Here is a 21,044-nt window from a genome sequence, read left to right on the forward strand (position 1 = left end):
TGCCGCCGCGTACATCCGAGCAGACCTCCGAGGTTCGCTATGAGCACGCACACCGAGACCCCTGTCGACACCGCGGGCGGCACGGCGGCCGGCGATCCGGCCGAGACCGTCACCGGTGCCCAGCCCTACGAGGCCGGCTTCACCGAGTCGTCCGCCGGCCGGGTCTACACCGTCACCGGGGGGGACTGGGAGCAGGTCCTCGGTTCCGGTGAGGACGACGGCGAGCGCATCGTCGTCAACATGGGCCCGCAGCACCCGTCCACGCACGGGGTGCTCCGGCTGGTGCTGGAGATCGAGGGCGAGACGGTCACCGAGACCCGCCTCGTCATCGGCTACCTGCACACCGGCATCGAGAAGAGCTGCGAGTACCGCACCTGGACGCAGGCGGTCACCTTCCTCACCCGGGCGGACTACCTCTCCCCGCTGTACAACGAGGCGGCCTACTGCCTGTCGGTGGAGAAGCTGCTGGGCATCACCGACGAGGTGCCCGAGCGGGCGACCGTCATCCGGGTGCTGGTCATGGAGCTGCAGCGGATCGCCTCGCACCTGGTGTGGCTGGCGACCGGCGGTATGGAGCTCGGCGCCACCACCGGCATGATCTTCGGTTTCCGGGAACGGGAGAAGATTCTCGACCTGCTCGAGCTGATCACCGGCCTGCGGATGAACCACGCCTACATCCGCCCCGGCGGCCTCGCCCAGGACCTCCCGGACGAGGCGGTGCCGAGAATCCGCGAGTTCCTCGTCGACATGCCGAAGYGGATCCGCGAGTACCACGCGCTGCTGACCGGCCAGCCGATCTGGAAGGCGCGGATGGTCGACGTCAACTTCCTCGACGCGGCCGCCTGCATCGCGCTGGGCACGACCGGCCCGGTGCTCCGCGCCGCCGGCCTGCCCTGGGACCTGCGTAAGACCATGCCGTACTGCGGCTACGAGACCTACGAGTTCGACGTCCCGACGGCCCTGGAGGCCGACTCCTACGCCCGCTACCTGGTGCGGCTGGAGGAGATGGGCGAGTCCCTCAAGCTCATCGAGCAGTGCCTGGACCGGCTGCGCCCCGGCCCGGTCATGGTCGCCGACAAGAAGATCGCCTGGCCGTCGCAGCTGTCGATCGGGTCGGACGGCATGGGTAACTCGCTCGACCACATCCGCAAGATCATGGGTACCTCGATGGAGGCCCTGATCCACCACTTCAAGCTCGTCACCGAGGGCTTCCGGGTGCCGGCCGGCCAGGTGTACACCCAGATCGAGTCGCCCCGCGGCGAGCTCGGCTACCACGTCGTCAGTGACGGCGGCACCAGGCCGTTCCGCGTCCACGTGCGCGACCCAAGCTTCGTCAACCTGCAGGCCGTGCCCGCGATGACGGAGGGCGGGCAGGTGGCGGACGTGATCGTCGGAGTAGCCTCCGTGGACCCGGTGCTCGGGGGAGTTGACCGCTGATGGCACTGACCGAACAGACGCGGGCCGCCGCGGCTGAGATCATCGCGCGCTACCCGGCGGGGCGTTCCCGCTCCGCGCTGCTGCCGATGCTGCACCTGGTGCAGTCGGTGGAGGGCTCGGTCACGGCGGAGGGCGTCGACTTCTGTGCCGAGCAGCTCGGCATMACCCACGCGGAGGTCGGTGCGGTCGCGACCTTCTACACGATGTACAAGCGCCGCCCGGTCGGGGACTGGCTGGTCTCGGTGTGCACGAACCTCTCCTGCCTGCTCCGTGGCGGCGAGGACGTCTACCAGCGGCTGTCGGGCACGCTCGGGGTCGGGCACGACCAGACCACCGAGGACGGCACGATCACGCTGGAGCACGCCGAGTGTCTCGCGGCCTGCGACTACGCCCCGGTCATGACTGTGAACTACGAGTTCTACGACCAGGTGACTCCGGACTCCGCCGAGGAGATCGTCGACGCCCTTCGGCGCGGCGAGCGCCCGACGCCCACCCGTGGTGGCCCGCTGTGTACGTTCGGTGAGGCCTCCTTCCAGCTTGCCGGGTTCGCCGACCCGCGGCCGGAGGGTGTCGCGGGCCCGGGGGTGGGCGACCCGTCGCTCGCCGGCGTGCTGATCGCCGAAGCCGGCGGCTGGAAGCCGGAGGACGGTGTCGCCGGTGCCCCGCCGCTGACGCCGCTCCCGTCGACCGCGCCGCCGTCCGCCCCCGCGGGCGCGACCGGCGCGGCGGACCAGGCGCCGCCGCCCGCCTCGGCGACCGGCGCCACGCAGACGAAGGTGAACTGACCATGCCTGTCACCCCGGTCCTCACCCGGCGCTGGAGCGCGCCCGAGTCGTGGACGCTGGCGACCTACGAGCGCCTCGACGGTTACCAGGGCCTGCGCCGGGCGCTCGCCCAGGGCCCCGACGACCTCATCAAGCTGATCAAGGACTCCGGCCTGCGTGGCCGTGGCGGAGCCGGCTTCCCCACCGGCATGAAGTGGGGCTTCATCCCGCAGGGCGACGGCAAGCCGCACTACCTCGTCATCAACGCCGACGAGGGCGAGCCGGGCACGTGCAAGGACGCCCCGCTGATGAAGGCGGACCCGCACTCGCTCATCGAGGGCATCGTCATCGCCGCCTACGCGGTGCGGGCCAACCGGGCCTTCGTCTACCTGCGCGGCGAGCTGATCCACGCCGCGCGGCGGCTGCGCGCCGCCGTCGCCGAGGCCTACCAGGCCGGCTACCTGGGGCGGGACATCCTCGGGAGCGGCTTCGACCTCGACCTCGTGATCCACTCGGGGGCCGGTGCCTACATCTGCGGCGAGGAGACGGCCCTGCTCGACTCGCTGGAGGGCCGGCGGGGCCAGCCGCGGCTGCGCCCGCCGTTCCCGGCGACGCACGGTCTGTACGCATCCCCCACGGTCGTGAACAACGTCGAGACGATCGCCACGGTTCCCTTCATCGTCAACTACGGCGTCGACTGGTTCCGCTCGATGGGCCGGGAACGCTCGCCGGGCCCGAAGATCTACAGCCTCTCCGGGCACGTGACCCGCCCCGGGCAGTACGAGGCCCCGATGGGCACCACCCTGCGCGAGCTGCTGGACCTGGCCGGCGGCGTGCTCGGCGGCCGCAAGCTGAAGGCGTGGACGCCGGGTGGCTCCTCCACCCCGCTGCTCACCGCCGACCACCTGGACGCTCCCCTGGACTTCGAGGGCGTGCAGGAGGCCGGCTCGCTGCTCGGCACCGCCGCGCTGATGATCATGGACGAGACCGTCGACATGCTCCCGGTGGTCCGCCGGCTCACCCAGTTCTACGCACACGAGTCGTGTGGCAAGTGCACCCCCTGCCGGGAGGGCACCACCTGGATGGTGCAGATCCTGTCCCGGATGGAGCGCGGCCAGGGCGACCCGGACGACGTCGACACCCTCGTCGACGCCTGCGACAACATCTTCGGACGCGCCTTCTGCGCGCTCGCGGACGGCGCCACCTCGCCGATCGTCTCCGGGATCAAGTTCTTCCGGAACGAGTTCCTCCCGATCACCCCGGCGAACCCGTCGGGCTCCACCACGTCGGTAGCCGGCTCGGCGAACGGCGCGACCGCGGGTGGCGCGGCCGCGGGCACGCCGGGCGCCTACGCGGGAGCGCACTGACATGACCGTCGCCCCAGAGAAGCCGGCCGCGCCGGCTGCCCCCGACCACGTCACGCTCACCATCGACGGCCTGCCGGTGAGCGTGCCGAAGGGCACCCTGATCATCCGGGCCGCGGAGCAGCTGGGCATCGAGATCCCGCGCTTCTGCGACCACCCGCTGCTGGACCCGGTCGGGGCCTGCCGGCAGTGCATCGTGGAGGTCGAGGGCCAGCGCAAGCCGGTCGCGTCCTGCACCGCGACGGTCGCCGCGGACATGGTGGTCAAGACCCAGATCTCCTCGCCGGTGGCCAAGAAGGCACAGGCCGGGACGCTGGAGTTCCTGCTGCTCAACCACCCCCTCGACTGCCCGATCTGCGACAAGGGCGGCGAGTGCCCGCTGCAGAACCAGTCGATGGCGAACGGCGCCGCCACCTCCCGGTTCAAGGAGACCAAGCGGGCCTACCCCAAGCCGCTGGCCATCTCCACCCAGATCCTGCTGGACCGCGAGCGCTGCGTGCTCTGCGCGCGGTGCACCCGGTTCTCCGCGCAGATCGCCGGCGACCCGTTCATCGAGCTGTTCGAGCGCGGTGCCGCCGAGCAGGTCGCGGTCAGCGACGGGCAGCCGTTCTCGTCCTACTTCTCCGGCAACACGGTGCAGATCTGTCCGGTCGGCGCGCTCACCAGCGCCGCCTACCGGTTCCGGGCCCGGCCGTTCGATCTGGTGTCGACGCCGACGTCCTGCGAGCACTGCGCCGCCGGCTGCTCGCTGCGCACCGACCACCGGCGCGGCAAGGTGACCCGTCGCCTCGCCGCCGAGGACCCGGCGGTCAACGAGGAGTGGAACTGCGACAAGGGCCGCTTCGCGTTCACCTACGCCCGGCAGGCCGACCGTCTCACCACCCCGCTGATCCGCGACGACAACACCGGCGAGCTGGTCGAGGCGAGCTGGTCGGAGGCGCTGGAGTACGCCGCCCGCGGTCTCGCCGAGTGCCGGGACCGCCGCGGCGTCGGCGTGCTGGCCGGAGGCCGGCTCACCCGTGAGGACGCCTACGCCTACGCCAAGTTCGCCCGGGTGGCGCTGCGCACCAACGACGTGGACTTCCGGGCCCGCCCGCACTCCGCCGAGGAGGAGGCGTTCCTCGGCAGCGAGGTCGCCGGCACCGGCATCGGCGTCACCTACGCCGACCTGGAGACCGCGCCCGCCGTCCTGCTCGTGGCCTTCGAGCCCGAGGAGGAGTCCGGCATCGTCTTCCTGCGGCTACGCAAGGCGGCCAGCAAGCACGGGACCGTGGTGCACGCGCTCGCTCCGCTGGTCACCCGTGGCCTGCGGAAGCTGGCAGGCACCCTGATCCCGATCGTGCCCGGTGGCGAGGCCGCCGCGCTCGACGAGCTGGCCACCGGGACGACCGGCGCCGCCACGACCGAGGCACTGCGCGCACCCGGCGCGGTGATCCTGGTCGGTTCGCGGGCCGCCGAGTCGCCCGGGGCCCTGTCGGCAGCCCTGCGGCTGGCCGAGACGACCGGTGCCGCGCTGGCCTGGGTGCCGCGCCGCGCCGGTGAACGCGGCGCGGTGTCCGCCGGCCTGCTGCCGTCACTGCTTCCCGGCGGGCGCCCGGTGGCGGACGTCGGAGCCCGCGCCGAGGTGGAGTCCTTCTGGGGCGCCAACCTGCTCGGCGCCCCGGGCCGCGACACCACCGGCATCCTGGCCGCCGCCGAGGCGGGCCGGCTTGACGCGGTCGTCGTCGCCGGCGTCGACGCCGAGGACCTGCCCGACCCGGCCGCCGCACTGGCGGCGCTGGCGCGGGTGCCGTTCTGCGTCTCGCTGGAGATCCGCCGTTCGTCGATCGCCGAGGTCGCCGACGTGGTCTTCCCGGTGGCTCCAGTCGCGGAGAAGGCGGGCACGTTCGTGAACTGGGAGGGCCGGCTGCGTCCCTTCCAGCGGGCGCTCGACACCCCCGCGCTGCCCGACCTGCGGGTCCTGCACCTGCTCGCCGCCGAGATGGGCATCGACCTGCGCGTCCCGGACGCCGGGGCGGCCGCGCGCGAGCTGAGCGAACTCGGCCGGGCCGGCGACGAGACGGGCCGCGGGCCGGCGCCGACGGAGGTCCCGTCCGCGCCGGTGCCCGCCGGGGCGGGCGAGGCACTGCTCGCCACCTGGCACCTCAACATCGACGACGGCGCGCTGCAGACCGGCGAGCCCTATCTCGCCGGCACCGCCCGCCCGCCACGGCTGCTGCTCTCGGCGGCCACCGCGGACGAGATCGGCGCGGTCGAGGGCCAGCCGGTCACCGTCAGCACGTCCCGCGGCTCGGTCACCCTGCCGCTGGAGATCAGCGAGATGCCCTTCCGGGTGGTCTGGGTCCCGACGCACTCGCCCGGCTCGCACGTGCGCCGCTCGCTGGCGGAGCACGCGGGGGTCCGGGTACGACTCACCCCCGGCGGTCCGCTGCCGGCCGAGACCGCGCCCGGCGGGCTCGTCGACACCTTCCCGGTCGACGAGCGGCGCGGCACCGCGCTGGGCTCGCAGCTCGCCGAAGCCAGTGACACCGCCGTGACCGTGGCCCCGCTCGGCCGGAACGACACCACCGGAGGCCGGGCATGACCGGGACCTCGACGCTCCTGATCGCCGCGAACATGGGCGACCCGGACACGTCCGTCCTCACCGACGACCCGTTCTGGCTCATCCTGATCAAGGCCGTCGCGGTCTTCGCCTTCCTGCTCGTGATGACGCTGTTCGCGATCGTCTTCGAGCGCAAGGTCGTCGCGAAGATGCAGCAGCGGGTCGGGCCGAACCGGCACGGCCCGCGCGGCTGGCTGCAGAGCCTCGCCGACGGCGTCAAGCTGATGCTCAAGGAGGACATCGTCCCGGCGCTGGCCGACAAGCCGATCTTCATCCTGGCGCCGGTCATCTCCGCGGTACCCGCGTTCCTCGCGTTCGCCTGCATCCCGTTCGGGCCCGAGGTGTCGATCTTCGGTGAGCGGACCCTGCTGCAGCTCGCCGACCTGCCGGTCAGCGTCCTGTACCTGCTGGCGGCGGCGTCGGTGGGCGTCTACGGTCTGATCCTCGCCGGCTGGTCCAGCGGGTCGACGTACCCGCTGCTCGGCTCGCTGCGCTCGGCCGCGCAGATCATCTCCTACGAGGTCGCGATGGGCCTCGCGTTCGTCGCGGTGTTCATCTACGCCGGGACGCTGAGCACGGCCGGCATCGTGCAGAGCCAGCACGACTGGTGGTACGTCGCGCTGCTGCCGTCCTTCATCCTGTACGTGATCGCGATGGTCGGCGAGACGAACCGGACGCCCTTCGACCTCCCCGAGGCCGAAGGCGAGCTGGTCGGTGGCTTCCACACCGAGTACAGCTCGATCAAGTTCGCCTTCTTCTTCCTCGCCGAGTACATCAACATGGTCACCGTCTCGGCGATCGCGACGACGCTGTTCCTCGGCGGATGGCAGCCGCCACCCATCCCCGGCCTGTCCGGGCTGGACCACGGCTGGTTCCCGCTGATCTGGTTCGTCGCCAAGCTGCTGCTGTTCATCTTCGTCTTCATCTGGCTGCGGGGAACGCTYCCGCGGCTGCGGTACGACCAGTTCATGGCCTTCGGCTGGAAGGTCCTCATCCCGGTCGGCCTGGTCTGGGTGGTCGCGGTCGCCACCTTCCGCGCCTACCAGGAGCACGTCACCGACCGCACGCCCTGGCTCATCGGCTTCGGGGTCGTGGTGGGCATCCTGCTCATCGTCGCGATCATCGACCCGGGTGCGGGCAGGGCCCAGCGGGAGCAGGAGGAGGCCGAGCGGGAACGGGCCGAATCGGCCCCGAGCCTCGACCGGATTCCCTGGCCTCCGCCGTCCGGCGGCCCGGCCGCGGGTGTGCTGGCCGGGCGCGACAAGGGAAACACCACCGTCATCCCCGCGGGCTCCGGCCCGCGTCAGGAGAGCTGAACCATGGGGATCCTCGACCCCTACAAGGGATTCGGCGTCACCTTCTCGACGATGTTCAAGAAGCCGACGACCGAGCAGTACCCGGAGTACAAGAAGGAGACGGCGCCGCGGTTCCACGGCCGGCACCAGCTGAACCGGCACCCCGACGGTCTCGAGAAGTGCGTCGGGTGCGAGCTGTGCGCCTGGGCGTGCCCCGCGGACGCGATCTACGTCGAGGGCGCGGACAACACCGACGAGGAGCGCTACTCCCCGGGTGAGCGCTACGGCAGCGTCTACCAGATCAACTACCTGCGCTGCATCCTGTGCGGGCTGTGCATCGAGGCGTGCCCGACCCGGGCGCTCACCATGTCGAACGACTACGAGCTCGCCGACGACAGCCGCGCCGACCTGATCTTCACCAAGGAGCAGCTCCTCGCCCCGCTGCGGGAGGGGATGGAGTCCCCGCCGCACCCGATGCGGCTAGGCGAGAGCGAGACCGACTACTACACCCGCGACCCGGACGCCCCGCTGCCCTGGCAGGTCGGCAGCACCCCGGGCGGCGGTGCGCCGGCCGGTGACACCCAGGCCGAGGCGGAGAGCGTCATCGCCCGCCGGGTCGCCGGCGAGCACTCCCGGGCGGACGAGGTCCCCGCCCACGGCGCCGGTTCGGAGCAGCCGCGATGAATCCGCAGATCCTCGCCCAGGCGGCGGAGATGACCAGCACGTCGAACGGCGAGGCCTGGACCTTCTGGCTGCTCGCGCCGGTCGCGGTCATCGCCGCCCTCGGCCTGGTGCTGATGCGCAGCGCGGTGCACTCGGCGCTGCTGCTGGTCGTGAACCTGTTCTGCGTCGCGGTGTTCTACCTGATCCAGGACGCGCCGTTCCTCGGGTTCGTCCAGATCATCGTCTACACCGGCGCGATCATGGTCCTGTTCCTGTTCGTGCTGATGCTGGTCGGCGTGGACTCGTCCGACTCGCTCGTCGAGACCCTGCGCGGCCAGCGGATCGCCGCGGTGATCCTCGGGCTGGGCTTCGCCGGCCTGCTGGTCTTCCCGATCGGCCGCGCGATCGACGGTGGCACGGCGGCGGGCCTGGAGGCGGCGAACAGCGGGGGCAACGTCCACGCGATCGGACGCCTCCTCTTCACCGAGTACGTGTTCGTCTTCGAGGCGATCTCGGTCCTGCTGGTCGTGGCCGCCATCGGGACGATGGTCCTGGGCCACCGCGAGCACACCGGCGGGAAGCTCACGCAGAAGGAGCAGATGCGCCGGCGCTTCACCGCGGGCGGGCCGGTCACGCCGCGACCCGGGCCGAAGGTCTTCGCGCTCAACCCCGATCTTGAGCAGGCCGTCCGCGGCACCGGCGAGCCCTCGGCCGTCGGCGCGACGTCCACCGGTGACGGGCCCGGAGCCAGCGGGCCAGGCCCAGGCAGTGCGGGGCCGGGACCGGGCGGTGCGGGGCCGGAGGGCTCCGGTCCCGCCACGGGCGGTCCAGGTGGCAACGACGGCCCCGGCGGCGGCTCAGGTGGTGCGGGTGGCGACGGCGGGCCGGGCACCGGCGGTGGCGGCCAGGGCGTGAACGRCACAGCGGAGGGCTCCGACAGCGGGAGCGCCGTGGGCGAGTCGGCGCCGGTCGGCGCGGGCAGGGGGAGTGGTCGGTGAACCCGGCGAACTATCTGATCCTGTCGGGACTGCTCTTCACCATCGGGGCGACCGGCGTACTGGTCCGGCGCAACGCGATCGTCGTGTTCATGTCGATCGAGCTGATGCTCAACTCGGTGAACCTGACGCTGGTGACCTTCTCCCGCATCCACGGCACGCTGGAGGGCCAGATCATGGCGTTCTTCGTCATGGTCGTGGCCGCCGCCGAGGTGGTCATCGGCCTCGCCATCATCCTGGCGATCTTCCGGACACGCAGATCCGCCTCGGTCGACGACGTGAACCTCCTGAAGTACTGAGCCGCTGACGTACTGAGCAACCTCGACGTACTGAGCGCAACCCTCGACGTACTCGGGCCTCCTCCAGGCCTGTCCCCGGCCGCCCACGACGCGGCCGCGACCGGGACCTCCGGTCACGGAAGAACGGACGACACTGCAGTGACGCTTTGCGCAACAGGGGCGGCGCAGCCCGGACCACCTCCGGTGGCCCTGGCGCTGGCGCACGTACCCGGAACCGGACCGCGATGAGCGCGCCAGGGGCCCTCCTCGCGGCCGAGGAGCACGGCGGTGGGGCCGTGCACTACGCCGCCGCGTCCGGGGCGTTCTCGCTGACCTGGCTGCTCATCGCGCTGCCGCTGGCCGGGGCGGCCGTTCTCCTGCTCGGCGGCCGGCGCACCGACCGGTGGGGCCACCTGCTCGGGACGCTCACGGCGGCGGCCTCGTTCGTCGTCGGCCTGGTGCTGTTCTTCGGGCTGCTCGACCGGGAGGGCGACGACCGCGCGGTCTCCCAGCACCTGTTCAGCTGGGTGCCGGTCAACAGCTTCCAGGTTGACGTCGGGCTGCTGGTGGACCAGCTGTCCATCCTGTTCGTACTGCTGATCACCGGTGTGGGAACGCTGATCCACATCTACTCGATCGGCTACATGGCGCACGACGCGGGGCGCCGGCGCTTCTTCGCCTACATGAACCTGTTCCTGGCGTCCATGCTGCTGCTGGTCCTGGGGAACAACTTCCTGGTCCTGTACGGCGGCTGGGAGCTGGTCGGTCTCTCGTCCTACCTGCTCATCAAGTTCTGGGAGTACAAGCCCGCCGCGGCCACCGCCGCGAACAAGGCCTTCTACATGAACCGGGTCGGTGACGTCGGGCTGGCGCTCGCCATCATGTTCATGTTCGCCACCGTCGGCAGCACCAACTACGACGACGTGTTCGGCGCGGCCGCCGCGGACGTGATCGGCTACGGCACCATCAGCGCGGTCGCGCTGCTGCTCCTGCTCGGCGCGTGCGGCAAGTCCGGCCAGTTCCCGCTGCAGGCCTGGCTGCCGGACGCCATGGAGGGCCCCACCCCGATCTCCGCGCTGATCCACGCCGCGACGATGGTCACCGCCGGCGTCTACCTGATCGTCCGCTCGGCGCCGATCTTCAACGAGACGCAGGCCGCCCGCACCGTCGTCCTGATCATCGGGGCGGTCACCATCCTGATCGGGTGCGTCATCGGCTGCGCCTACGACGACATCAAGAAGGTCCTGGCGTACTCGACGGTCAGCCAGATCGGCTACATGTTCCTGGCGGTGGGCCTCGGGCCCGCCGGCTACGCGCTCGGCATCATGCACCTGCTGGCGCACGGCTTCTTCAAGGCCGGCCTCTTCCTCGGCTCCGGCTCCGTCATCCACGCGATGGACGACGAGCAGGACATGCGCCGCTACGGCGGGCTGCGGAAGTACATGCCGATCACCTGGATCACCTTCGGGCTCGGCTACCTGGCGATCATCGGCTTCCCGGGCCTGTCCGGCTTCTTCACCAAGGACCGCATCATCGAGACCGCGCTGGCCAAGGGCGGGACGAGCGGCTACGTCCTCGGCGGAGTGGCACTGCTCGGCGCCGGTATCACCGCGTTCTACATGACCCGGCTGTTCCTCATGACCTTCCACGGCAAGGAACGCTGGGAGCACGAGGGCCCGAAGGCGAAGCACCCGCACGAGTCGCCGACCACGATGACCGGCCCGATGCTGCTGCTCGCGGTCGGCTCGGTGTTCGCCGGTGGCCTGTTCGTCCTCGGCAACTCGATGCAGAACTGGCTGGCGCCGGTGGTCGGTGAGCACGGCGAGGCGCACCACGACATCTCGCCCGCCGTCGTCACCGCGCTGGTGCTGGTCGTCTCGGCCGGTGGTTTCGCCGGTGCCTACCTGCGCTACGCGCTGCGCCCCGTCGAGGCCGTCGCCCGGCCGGACGCCGAGGTCAGCGTGGTCACCGTCGCCGCGCGGCACGACCTCTACGCGAACACCGTCAACGAGGCCGTCGCCATGCGGCCCGGGCAGTACCTGACCCGCTTCCTGGTCTGGGCGGACAACGTCGGGATCGACGGATTCGTGCGCGGCAGCGCCGCGGCCGTCGGCGGGCTGTCCGGCCGGCTGCGACGCACCCAGACCGGTTTCGTCCGGTCCTACGCACTGTCGATGTTGGGAGGTGCCGTCCTCGTGGTCGGTGCTCTGCTGCTGACCAGGGCCGGCTGACGTGAGTACGGCTCCCTGGCTGACGATCCTGCTGATCGTCCCCGCGGTCGGATCGCTTGTGGTCGCGGGTCTTCCGCGCCGGTCCGTCGCGCTCGCCAAGCAGCTCACGCTGGCGATCTCGCTCGCGGTGCTGGTGCTGGCCGTGCTGGCCACCGCCGCCTACGACCCGGACAAGGCCGGTTTCCAGTTCGGTCAGTCCTACGACTGGATCAAGGAGTTCGGCGTCTCCTACTCGGTGGGCGCCGACGGCATCTCGCTGGTGCTGATGCTGCTCGCCGCGCTGCTCGTGCCGGTGGTCGTGCTGGCCTCGTGGGACGAGGTCGAGGAGGGCAAGCGGTCGGTCCCGGCGTTCTTCGCGCTGCTGCTGGCGCTGGAGACGGGCATGATCGGGGTCTTCGCGGCCACCGACGTGTTCCTCTTCTACGTCTTCTTCGAGGYCATGCTCATCCCGATGTACTTCCTCATCGGGAGCTACGGGCCGGCCGAGGAGAAGGCGCAGCGCTCCTACGCGGCGGTGAAGTTCCTGCTCTACAGCCTGTTCGGCGGGCTGCTGATGCTGGCCGCGGTGATCGGTCTCTACGTGGTCTCCGCCGACCAGCTCGGTACCGGCACCTTCGACTTCGCCACCCTGCGCCAGCTGGAGATCACCCCCGGCGTGCAGAAGCTGCTGTTCCTCGGCTTCTTCATCGCCTTCGCGATCAAGGCGCCGCTGTTCCCGTTCCACACCTGGCTGCCCGACGCCGGCGCGCAGTCGCCCACCGGCGGCGCCGTGCTGCTGGTCGGCGTCCTGGACAAGGTCGGCACCTTCGGCCTCATCCGGTACTGCATCCCGCTGTTCCCGGACGCCGCCGAGTACTTCGCGCCGATGGTGCTGGCCCTGGCGGTGGTCGGCATCTTCTACGGCGCACTGCTGGCCATCGGCCAGCGGGACATGAAACGCCTGGTCGCCTACACCTCGCTGGCGCACTTCGGCTTCATCGCCCTGGGGACGTTCGCCTTCACCTCGCAGGCCGGCACCGGCGCCGTGCTCTACATGGTCAACCACGGCCTGTCGACGGGCCTGCTGTTCCTGGTGGTCGGCATCCTGGTCAGCCGGCGAGGCAGCCGGGACGTCAGCGCCTACGGCGGCATGGCCCAGGTGACGCCGATACTCGCCGGGGTCTTCCTGATCGCCGGCCTGTCCTCGCTGGCGCTGCCGGGCACGAACAGTTTCGTCAGCGAGTTCCTGGTGCTGGTCGGAACCTTCACCGAGTACCGGGCGCTGGCGATCGTGGCGACCTGCGGCATCGTGCTCGCCGCGATCTACATCCTCTACCTGTACCAGCGCACGATGACCGGTCCGATCAAGGACGAGAAGATGCGACTCGTCAAGGACCTCAGCACGCGGGAGCGGCTGGTGGTCGCGCCGATGGTCGTGCTGATCATCGGGCTCGGTGTGTACCCCAAGCCGCTGCTCGACATCATCACGCCCACGGTCACCGCCACCTTCGAGGACATCGGGAAGTCTGACCCGGCGCCGACGGCCCCGGTGGCCGCGCCGGAATCCGGAGGCCATTCGTGAGCGCAGTACCCACTGTGCTGGCGCAGGACGTCACGCAGAAGATCACACCGCCGTCGATCGAGTACTCGGCGCTCAGCCCGATGCTCATCCTCTTCGGCGTCGCCCTGGCCGGTGTCCTCGTCGACGCCTTCGCGCCGCCGAAGGCCCGGCGGGTGCTGCAGCCGCTGCTCGCGGGCGGCGGCTTCATCGCCGCCTTCGTCGCCGTCGTGCTTCTGCACACCCGGCGCGAGATCCTCGCCGCCGGCGCGGTGGCCATCGACGGGCCCACCCTGTTCATGCAGGGCACCATCCTGGTGTTCGCGGCGCTGGCCGTCCTGCTCGTCGCCGAGCGCCGGCTGGACTCCTCCGGTGGCGCGCTCGTCGCCTCCGCGGCCGTAGTGCCCGGCTCCAAGGGCTCCACGGCGCAGCGCACCTCCCCGGAGGTGCAGACCGAGGCCTACCCGCTGATGGTCTTCTCGGTCAGCGGCATGCTGCTCTTCGTCGCCTCGAACAACCTGCTCGTCATGTTCGTCGCGCTGGAGATCCTCTCGCTGCCGCTGTACCTGCTGGCCGGGCTCGCCCGCCGGCGGCGCCTGCTGTCGCAGGAAGCCGCGATGAAGTACTTCCTGCTCGGGGCGTTCTCGTCGGCCTTCTTCCTCTACGGCGTCGCGTTCGCCTACGGCTACGCCGGCAGCGTCGAGCTGGGCCGGGTCGCCGACGCGGTCGGCACGGTGGGCCAGAGCGACACCTACCTCTACCTGTCGCTCGCCCTGCTCGGCGTCGGCCTGTTCTTCAAGATCGGCGCCGCTCCGTTCCACTCCTGGACGCCGGACGTCTACCAGGGCTCCCCGACGCCGATCACCGCGTTCATGGCGGCCGGCACCAAGGTGGCCGCCTTCGGCGCGCTGCTCCGGGTCTTCTACGTGGCCTTCGGTGGCATGCGCTGGGACTGGCGTCCCGTGGTCTGGGCCGTCGCGATCCTCACCATGGTCGTCGGGGCGGTGCTGGCGCTGACCCAGCGCGACATCAAGCGGATGCTCGCCTACTCGGCCGTCGCCCACGCCGGCTTCCTGCTGGTCGGCATGGCCGGCTCGAACACCGACGGCCTGCGCGGCGCGATGTTCTACCTGGTCACCTACGGCTTCACCACCATCGCCGCGTTCGGCGTCGTCTCGCTCGTCCGCACCGGAGACGGGGAGGCCAGCGACCTGTCCCAGTGGCAGGGCCTGGGCCGCACCTCGCCGGTGGTTGCGGGCACGTTCGCGTTCCTGCTGCTCGCCCTGGCCGGTATCCCGCTGACCAGCGGATTCACCGGCAAGTTCRCCGTCTTCCAGGCCGCGATCGCCGGCGACGCCACTCCGCTTGTCATCGTCGCGCTCGTGTGCAGTGCCATCGCCGCCTTCTTCTACGTCCGCGTGATCGTGCTGATGTTCTTCTCCGAGCCGTTGGCTGACGGCCCGGTGGTGGTCACCCGCCCGACGCTGACTTTCGCCACGGTGGGTATAGGTGCACTCATGACCCTGCTGCTGGGCGTAATTCCCCAGCCACTTCTCGACCTTGCGACCACCGCGGCGACCTCCGGCTTCGTACGCTGATGGCGGTATGAGCGCTATCGGGCTGGACGTGATGGGGATCAGGGCCGACCCTGATCTTGAGAAGGCTGTCCGGGTCGGGCTCGCCGCGGTCGAGGACCAGCTGCGGGTGTCCGTCCGCAGCGAGTTCCCGTTCGTCACCGAGGCGTCCCGGCACCTCGTCGACGCGGGCGGCAAGCGGTTCCGGCCGATGGTCGTGCTGCTCGCGGCGCAGTTCGCCGATCCCGACGCTGTCGGCGTGGTGCCGGCAGCCGTCGCGATCGAGCTGACGCACCTGTCGACGCTGTACCACGACGACGTGATGGACGAGGCGCCGCTGCGGCGTGGCGCGGCGTCGGCGAACGCCCGCTGGACGAACACGGTCGCGATCCTCACCGGCGACTTCCTGTTCGCCCGCGCCTCCGAGATCACGGCCGACCTGGGGCCGGAGGCCACCCGCATCCTGGCCCGTACCATCGCCGCGCTGTGCGAGGGGCAGATCCGCGAGACTGTCGGCCCCGCACCCGGCCAGGACCCGATCGAGCACTACCTGCGGGTCATCACCGACAAGACCGCGTCGCTGATCGCCACCTCCGGCCGGCTCGGGGCGATGCTCGCCGGCGCCGACCCGGTGACGTCCGACATTCTCGCCGCGTTCGGCGAGCGGTTCGGGGTGGCCTTCCAGCTCTCCGACGACCTCATCGACGTCGCGTCGCCGACCGAGGCGTCCGGGAAGACCCCCGGCACCGATCTGCGTGAGGGCATCCCGACGCTGCCCGTCCTGTACGCCCTGGAGAGCGACGACGCGGGTGCGCGGCGGCTGCGTGACCTGCTCGGCGAGAACCCCTGGGCGCAGGAGGGAGTCGCGGAGCCCGCCGTCGCGGAGGCGTTGGAGGTACTGCGGGAGCACCCGGCCATGGGCCGGGCACGTGCCGAGCTGATCCGCTGGTCGAGTGAGGCCCGCGCCTGCCTGGCTCCGCTCCCCGACAGCTCCGCGAAGGTGGCCCTGGAATCACTGGCTGACTTCGTCGTCGATCGCACGGGCTGACCACGGGCTGCCAGCGGCCGCCCGCCCGCCAGGAGCGGTGGGCGGGCGGCCGCAGGGACCTTCCCGGCCCTGCGGCCGAGCGCCTTTACCTGGTGGCGGAGCTGCTCGTCGCCGTGGAGCCGGAGGCCGCGGGCGGGAAGAGCGAATCCCAGATCGGGGTGACCTGCACCGGCTCCGGGTTGAACGGCAGCGAGCCCTCCTCCTCGTCCTCCGGCGTCGTGCTCGGCGGCGGGGTCGTCGAGGCCGAGCTGGACGGGCGCGGAGTAGTGGGCGTCGTCGTGCCGCCGGATGCGGGCTTCGTCGCCGGGGTTGTTGGCCTCGGGGTGGCGGTGCCCCCGGGCTGGGTGGTAGCCGGAGCGGTGGTCGTGCCGCCGGGCGTTGCACCAGGGGTCGTGCCGGTTGTGGTTCCACCGGTCGTGGTTCCACCGGCGGCCGGGTCGGACGTCGTGCCCGCCGGCGGGGTGGACCCGCCCGGCGTCGGCGCTGCGCTGGTCTGCGGGGTCAGCGGTACGAACGGGATCTCGTAGCCGGAGAGACCCTCCTCGCCCGTGGTGCCCGTGGTGCCCGTGGTGCCCGTGGTGCCCGGGTTCGCCGGCGGCGCCGGGGCGTTCTGGCGGGTGTAGTGCTGGTACCCGTACTCCTGGCCGATCGGGCCCGTGCTGGTGCTCGTGCCGGAACCGGTGGGGAAGGTGTCGCCGGTGGGGTCGGGGACCTGCGGAGGCAGCAGCGGTTCGCGGCTGCCCCGGGAGGCCTGCGCGTCGTCCGAACCGAACGCGTGGCGGGCCTCGTCCACCTGGATGAGCGGCGTGGCGCCGGTCGTCGGCCCGGCGTTGGTGACCGCGTGCTCGCCCGTGAGCGCGACGCCGGTCACGATCGCGGAGAGGCCGGCGAGGGAAGCGGTGCCCGCCACCACCATCCTGGTGCGGCCGGGTGCGCGGCGGGGGGCTTGTGCGCGGTGCGCTCCGCGGCCGGCCGTGGCGGAACCCGACCGGGTGCCTCCCGGGCGCGGCGCCCGATCCTGGGGAGCGAGTCGCGCGCCGGTCGCGCGCAGACCCTTCACCCGGGCGGCTGGAGCGTCCGGATCGACGTCCTCGGCGTGCCCGACGTCGAGAGAGCCGACCGGGCGTACCGGCTCGAACAGCGAGGAGCGCGTGGTGCGGGCGGGCCGGGCCGGCCGTGCGGTGTCGGCACCGGAGCTCATCGACAGCGGCCCGGTGAGCGTGTCGATCTCTCCGGGGGGTCGGCTGGTCGGCCGGGGCGGGGGGAAACGCCTCGGCAGCGGGGACATCCCCGCGGAGGGGCTGCTGCTCCACTCGCTGGTGACCCAGGTGGAACGGGTCGGGGCCGCGCTCTGCTGCCGGCTCTGCGCCTGGGAGGTCCGTGGGAGGGGCTCGGCGCGCCGCTGGGCGTAGAGCGACGGCTCGCGATGCTGTGACGGCTCGCGGCGCGGCGTCGGGTAGCGGTGCGGCAGCGGCTCACGGTAGGGGTCGCGCTCGGAGGGCTGCGACGGGGGGCTGCCTGGGGGCGTGTGGGCGGAGGCCTGGCCCGGAGCCTCGGCCCGCGCCTCGGGGCGCCGACCGCTGCCGGGGGCTCCCCGGCTGTGCYGGCCCGCGGAGTGGCTACCCATGCTGCGCTCCCGCGGCCGGCAGGCCCTGGAACCGGGCACTGATGGGCGGCGGAGAGCCTCGGTGATGGGCTCGGTGACCTCGCGCTGCGTGAACCCGCACTACGCCTCCGGCTGTTCTGGTGTTGTGAGCCCCCCCGGGCCGCACGGCACCCCCACCGGCAATCACCTTACCGCACACTGATCAGAAAGCGGCAAGTGCAGCATGTGCCGCCAACAGGGACAAAAGGAAGCAGATAGCACCTTGGGGCGGCGCGCCGGGGGTCCGGAAACGATGCGCGGGGCCGAAAGGCGAAGGCCGGGGTGGTGTCGTTCCACCACCCCGGCCGTCACGGTCGTGCTGCYGGCCGACCTGAGCCGTCAGCCGATCTCTGCGGTCGCTCGACGTGCGGTCAGTCGATCGTCCAGGTCTCGCTGCCCGAGATGAGACCGATCAGGTCGCCGGTGCCGTTCTTGGCGCGGGCCTGCTCGACCTGCCCGTTGAGGGCCTCGTCGTAGGTCGGTACGTCGACGTTGCGGAACACCCCGATCGGGGTGACCCCGTGGTCGTCGCCGGTCAGCCGCGACAGGGCGAAGGCCTGGCTCGGGTCCCGGTTCGCCGCATCGTGCACGAGGACACCCTCGTCGGTGGCCGCACAGACCTCCAGACCGCCCGACGCGGAGCGCCGGATGGCCTTGTCCCGCTCGGCGCCGAACAGCAGCGGCTCGCCGTCGACCAGCTTCAGGGTGACGTCGTCCCGCGTCGTCCGGTCCTTGAGGGGCTCGAACGCRCCATCGTTGAAGATGTTGCAGTTCTGGAAGATCTCGACGAACGCGGTGCCCGGGTGCTCCGCCGCGGCGCGCAGCACCGACGTCAGGTGGGCTCGGTCCGAGTCGATCGACCGGGCGACGAAAGTGGCCTCCGCGCCCAGCGCCAGCGACGCCGGGTTGTACGGGCGGTCCAGCGAGCCGAACGGTGTCGACTTCGTGATCTTCCCGACCTCGGAGGTCGGCGAGTACTGCCCCTTGGTCAGACCGTAGATCCTGTTGTTGAACATCAGGATCTTGAGGTTGACGTTGCGGCGCATCGCGTGGAGCAGGTGGTTCCCGCCGATGGACAGGGCGTCACCGTCGCCGGTGACGACCCACACCGACAGGTCCGGACGGGAGGTGGCCAGCCCGGTCGCGATCGCCGGCGCACGCCCGTGGATCGAGTGCATCCCGTAGGTCTGCAGGTAGTACGGGAAACGGGAGGAGCACCCGATGCCCGAGATGAAGGCGACGTTCTCCCGGGCGATGCCGAGCTCCGGCAGGAAGCCCTRCACGGTCGCCAGGATGGCGTAGTCGCCACAACCCGGGCACCACCGGACCTCCTGGTCGGAGGTGAAGTCCTTGCGGGTCAGCTGGGTCGGGGCGGCGGGCACCAGGTCCAGGAGTCGGTTGGTAATCCCGTTGCCGTTCGTCGTGACGGTCACTGGTTGATCACATCCTCCAAGACGCCCGCGAGTTCCGCAGCCTTGAACGGCAGCCCACGGACCTGGTTGTAGCCGATCGCGTCCACCAGGAACTGCGACCTGATCAGGGTGCGGAGCTGGCCGAGGTTCATCTCGGGGATCAGCACCTTGTCGTAGGAGCRCAGCACCTCGGCAGTGTTCGCCGGGAACGGGTTGAGGTGACGCAGGTGCGCCTGGGCCACGTGCAGGCCCTTGGCCCGAACCCGCCGGCAGCCGGCGGCGATCGGCCCGAAGGTCGACCCCCAGCCGAGCACGAGCACGTCCRCCATGCCGGACGGGTCGTCGACCTCCAGCGGGGCGATGTCGCGGGCGATGCCGTCGACCTTCGCCTGCCGCAGCCGCACCATGCGGTCGTGGTTCGCCGGGTCGTAGGAGATGTTGCCCGACCCGTCGGCCTTCTCCAGACCACCGATCCGGTGCTCGAGGCCCGGGGTGCCGGGGAGAGCCCACGGCCGGGCGAGCGTCTCGGGGTCGCGCTGGTAGGGCCAGAACTCGGGACCCTTCGGACCGGTGTGGTTCGGCTCGGTCGTGAAGGTCACCGTGAGGTCCGGAAGCTCCTCACTGGTCGGCAGCAGCCACGGCTCGGAGCCGTTCGCCAGGTAGCCGTCCGAGAGCAGGAACACCGGCGTGCGGTACTTGGTCGCGATCCGGGCGGCCTCGATGGCGGCGTGGAAACAGTCCGCCGGTGACTGCGGCGCCACGATCGGCACCGGGGCCTCACCGTTGCGGCCGAACATCGCCTGCAGGAGGTCGGCCTGCTCGGTCTTGGTCGGCAGGCCCGTCGACGGGCCACCGCGCTGGATGTCCACGATCAGCAGCGGCAGCTCCAGGCTGACCGCCAGGCCGATCGTCTCGCTCTTCAGCGCGACTCCCGGGCCGGATGTCGTCGTCACACCCAGCGAGCCGCCGAACGAGGCGCCGAGCGCCGCGCCGACGCCGGCGATCTCGTCCTCGRCCTGGAACGTCCGGATGCCGAACTGCTTGTGCTTGCTCAGCTCGTGCAGGATGTCCGTCGCCGGGGTGATCGGGTAGGTGCCGAGGAACAGCGGCAGCTTCGTGAGCTCACCGGCGGCGATCAGCCCGTAGGAGAGGGCGATGTTCCCGGTGATGCGCCGGTAGGTGCCGGACCGCATACGGGCCGGGGCGACCTCGTAGGTCACCGAGAAGGACTCGGTGGTCTCGCCGTAGTTGAAACCGGCACGGAACGCGGCGATGTTGGCCGCCGCGATCTCCGGTCGCTTGGCGAACTTCTTCTTGAGGAAGCCCTCGGTGCCGCCGGTGGGCCGGTGGTACAGCCAGCTCATCAGGCCGAGCGCGAACATGTTCTTCGCCCGCTCGGCCTCCTTCTTGTTCACCGCCCCGCCGACGCCCTCGGCGGCGTGGACCGCGCTGATCGTCATCGACGTCAGCGGCACGCGGTGGACGGTGTAGTTGTCCAGGGTCCCGTCCGTCAGCGGGTCGGCGGCGTAGCCGGCCTTCTTCAGGTTGCCGCCGGTGAACGCATCGGTGTTGACGATCAGGTCCGCGCCGGGTGGCAGGTCCTTGAGATTCGCCTTCAGCGCGGCCGGGTTCATGGCGACCAGGACGTCCGGGGCATCGCCCGGGGTCAGAATATCGTGATCGGAAAAATGGAGCTGGAAGCCAGAAACTCCGGCAGGCGTGCCGGCTGGCGCCCGAATTTCCGCGGGAAAGTCCGGAAGCGTGGACAGATCGTTGCCGAATGCCGCCGTCTCGCTTGTGAACTGTTCCCCGGTTAGCTGCATACCGTCGCCGGAGTCGCCGGCGAACCGCACGACGACCCGGTCGAGCCGGCGGGTCTCCCTCTCCCTGACCTGCTCAGACACCTTTAGTAACCTCCTCAGGTACCACCCCAGCCTACCGGGCAGCTCAATAGGGCACGAGGATGCCGCCGCCCGGCGTCGCCGGGAAGAGCGGGGTACCGCGGCTTCCGGCCGGATTATCCCGACCGCCGACCCCTTGCTGGCCGTGCGTGACTGGTTGCAGTATGCGTTTTCTGGTATCGGCCGCGGGGGTCCGGGAACAGGGGGCCGGGCCGCCTCCGGCGGACCATGCGGACGTGGCGCGAGCGGCCCGGACTCCCGCGGGCGACACACCGGCCGCGTGTCGCCGCGAGCGCGG

General features: G+C 71.1%; 15 protein-coding genes. 12 read left to right on the plus strand and 3 right to left on the minus strand.

Annotated elements, in window-relative coordinates; genetic code table 11:
- The first annotated feature begins 39 nt into the window (after positions 1-39).
- The 12 genes from CC117_RS12230 to CC117_RS12285 all read left to right on the plus strand — a co-directional run bounded on the left by CC117_RS12230 (position 40) and on the right by CC117_RS12285 (position 15,788).
- The gene (locus CC117_RS12230) at positions 40-1,437 is read left to right on the plus strand and encodes an NADH-quinone oxidoreductase subunit D (protein WP_071083834.1); all 1,398 of its coding nucleotides are present in this window, start codon (positions 40-42) and stop codon (positions 1,435-1,437) included.
- Positions 1,437-2,222: an NADH-quinone oxidoreductase subunit NuoE gene (gene nuoE / locus CC117_RS12235; protein ID WP_071083835.1), complete on the plus strand. Its 786-nt coding sequence runs from the start codon at positions 1,437-1,439 to the stop codon at positions 2,220-2,222. Before CC117_RS12230 ends, nuoE begins: the two co-directional genes overlap by 1 nt.
- Before the next feature lie 2 nt (positions 2,223-2,224).
- The gene (gene nuoF / locus CC117_RS12240; RefSeq protein WP_071083836.1) at positions 2,225-3,568 is read left to right on the plus strand and encodes an NADH-quinone oxidoreductase subunit NuoF; all 1,344 of its coding nucleotides are present in this window, start codon (positions 2,225-2,227) and stop codon (positions 3,566-3,568) included.
- Between the two features lies 1 nt (position 3,569).
- Positions 3,570-6,149, plus strand: coding sequence for an NADH-quinone oxidoreductase subunit G (locus tag CC117_RS12245; protein ID WP_071083837.1), 2,580 nt, complete (start codon positions 3,570-3,572; stop codon positions 6,147-6,149).
- The gene (gene nuoH / locus CC117_RS12250; RefSeq protein WP_071083838.1) at positions 6,146-7,483 is read left to right on the plus strand and encodes an NADH-quinone oxidoreductase subunit NuoH; all 1,338 of its coding nucleotides are present in this window, start codon (positions 6,146-6,148) and stop codon (positions 7,481-7,483) included. The genes CC117_RS12245 and nuoH overlap by 4 nt, the downstream gene beginning before the upstream one ends.
- 3 nt (positions 7,484-7,486) lie before the next feature.
- A complete protein-coding gene (nuoI, locus tag CC117_RS12255; RefSeq protein ID WP_071083839.1) occupies positions 7,487-8,146 on the plus strand; it encodes an NADH-quinone oxidoreductase subunit NuoI in 660 nt (219 codons plus the stop codon).
- The gene (locus CC117_RS12260) at positions 8,143-9,123 is read left to right on the plus strand and encodes an NADH-quinone oxidoreductase subunit J (RefSeq protein WP_071083840.1); all 981 of its coding nucleotides are present in this window, start codon (positions 8,143-8,145) and stop codon (positions 9,121-9,123) included. The genes nuoI and CC117_RS12260 overlap by 4 nt, the downstream gene beginning before the upstream one ends.
- Positions 9,120-9,419, plus strand: coding sequence for an NADH-quinone oxidoreductase subunit NuoK (gene nuoK / locus CC117_RS12265; protein ID WP_018638506.1), 300 nt, complete (start codon positions 9,120-9,122; stop codon positions 9,417-9,419). Before CC117_RS12260 ends, nuoK begins: the two co-directional genes overlap by 4 nt.
- A gap of 224 nt (positions 9,420-9,643) precedes the next feature.
- Entirely contained in the window at positions 9,644-11,629 is a 1,986-nt protein-coding gene (gene nuoL, locus CC117_RS12270; protein ID WP_071083841.1) for an NADH-quinone oxidoreductase subunit L, read from the plus strand.
- Position 11,630: 1 nt separating this feature from the next.
- Entirely contained in the window at positions 11,631-13,190 is a 1,560-nt protein-coding gene (locus CC117_RS12275) for an NADH-quinone oxidoreductase subunit M (protein WP_071083842.1), read from the plus strand.
- Entirely contained in the window at positions 13,187-14,764 is a 1,578-nt protein-coding gene (nuoN, locus tag CC117_RS12280) for an NADH-quinone oxidoreductase subunit NuoN (RefSeq protein WP_071083843.1), read from the plus strand. Before CC117_RS12275 ends, nuoN begins: the two co-directional genes overlap by 4 nt.
- A gap of 7 nt (positions 14,765-14,771) precedes the next feature.
- The gene (locus CC117_RS12285; protein ID WP_071083844.1) at positions 14,772-15,788 is read left to right on the plus strand and encodes a polyprenyl synthetase family protein; all 1,017 of its coding nucleotides are present in this window, start codon (positions 14,772-14,774) and stop codon (positions 15,786-15,788) included.
- An 85-nt stretch (positions 15,789-15,873) separates the two neighbouring features.
- Here the strand turns inward: CC117_RS12285 and CC117_RS37425 are convergent, their stop codons facing one another.
- The 3 genes from CC117_RS37425 to CC117_RS12305 form a co-directional block, all read right to left on the minus strand.
- Positions 15,874-17,415, minus strand: a complete 1,542-nt coding sequence (locus CC117_RS37425) for a hypothetical protein (RefSeq protein WP_084131986.1) — start codon at positions 17,413-17,415, stop codon at positions 15,874-15,876.
- Between the two features lie 389 nt (positions 17,416-17,804).
- Complete coding sequence (locus tag CC117_RS12300; RefSeq protein ID WP_071083847.1) at positions 17,805-18,866, minus strand: 2-oxoacid:ferredoxin oxidoreductase subunit beta; 1,062 nt, start codon at positions 18,864-18,866, stop codon at positions 17,805-17,807.
- Positions 18,863-20,749, minus strand: coding sequence for a 2-oxoacid:acceptor oxidoreductase subunit alpha (locus CC117_RS12305; protein WP_071083848.1), 1,887 nt, complete (start codon positions 20,747-20,749; stop codon positions 18,863-18,865). Before CC117_RS12305 ends, CC117_RS12300 begins: the two co-directional genes overlap by 4 nt.
- Positions 20,750-21,044 lie beyond the last annotated feature (295 nt).

The sequence above is a fragment of the Parafrankia colletiae genome (genome assembly GCF_001854655.1).
GTDB lineage: Bacteria > Actinomycetota > Actinomycetes > Frankiales > Frankiaceae > Parafrankia > Parafrankia colletiae.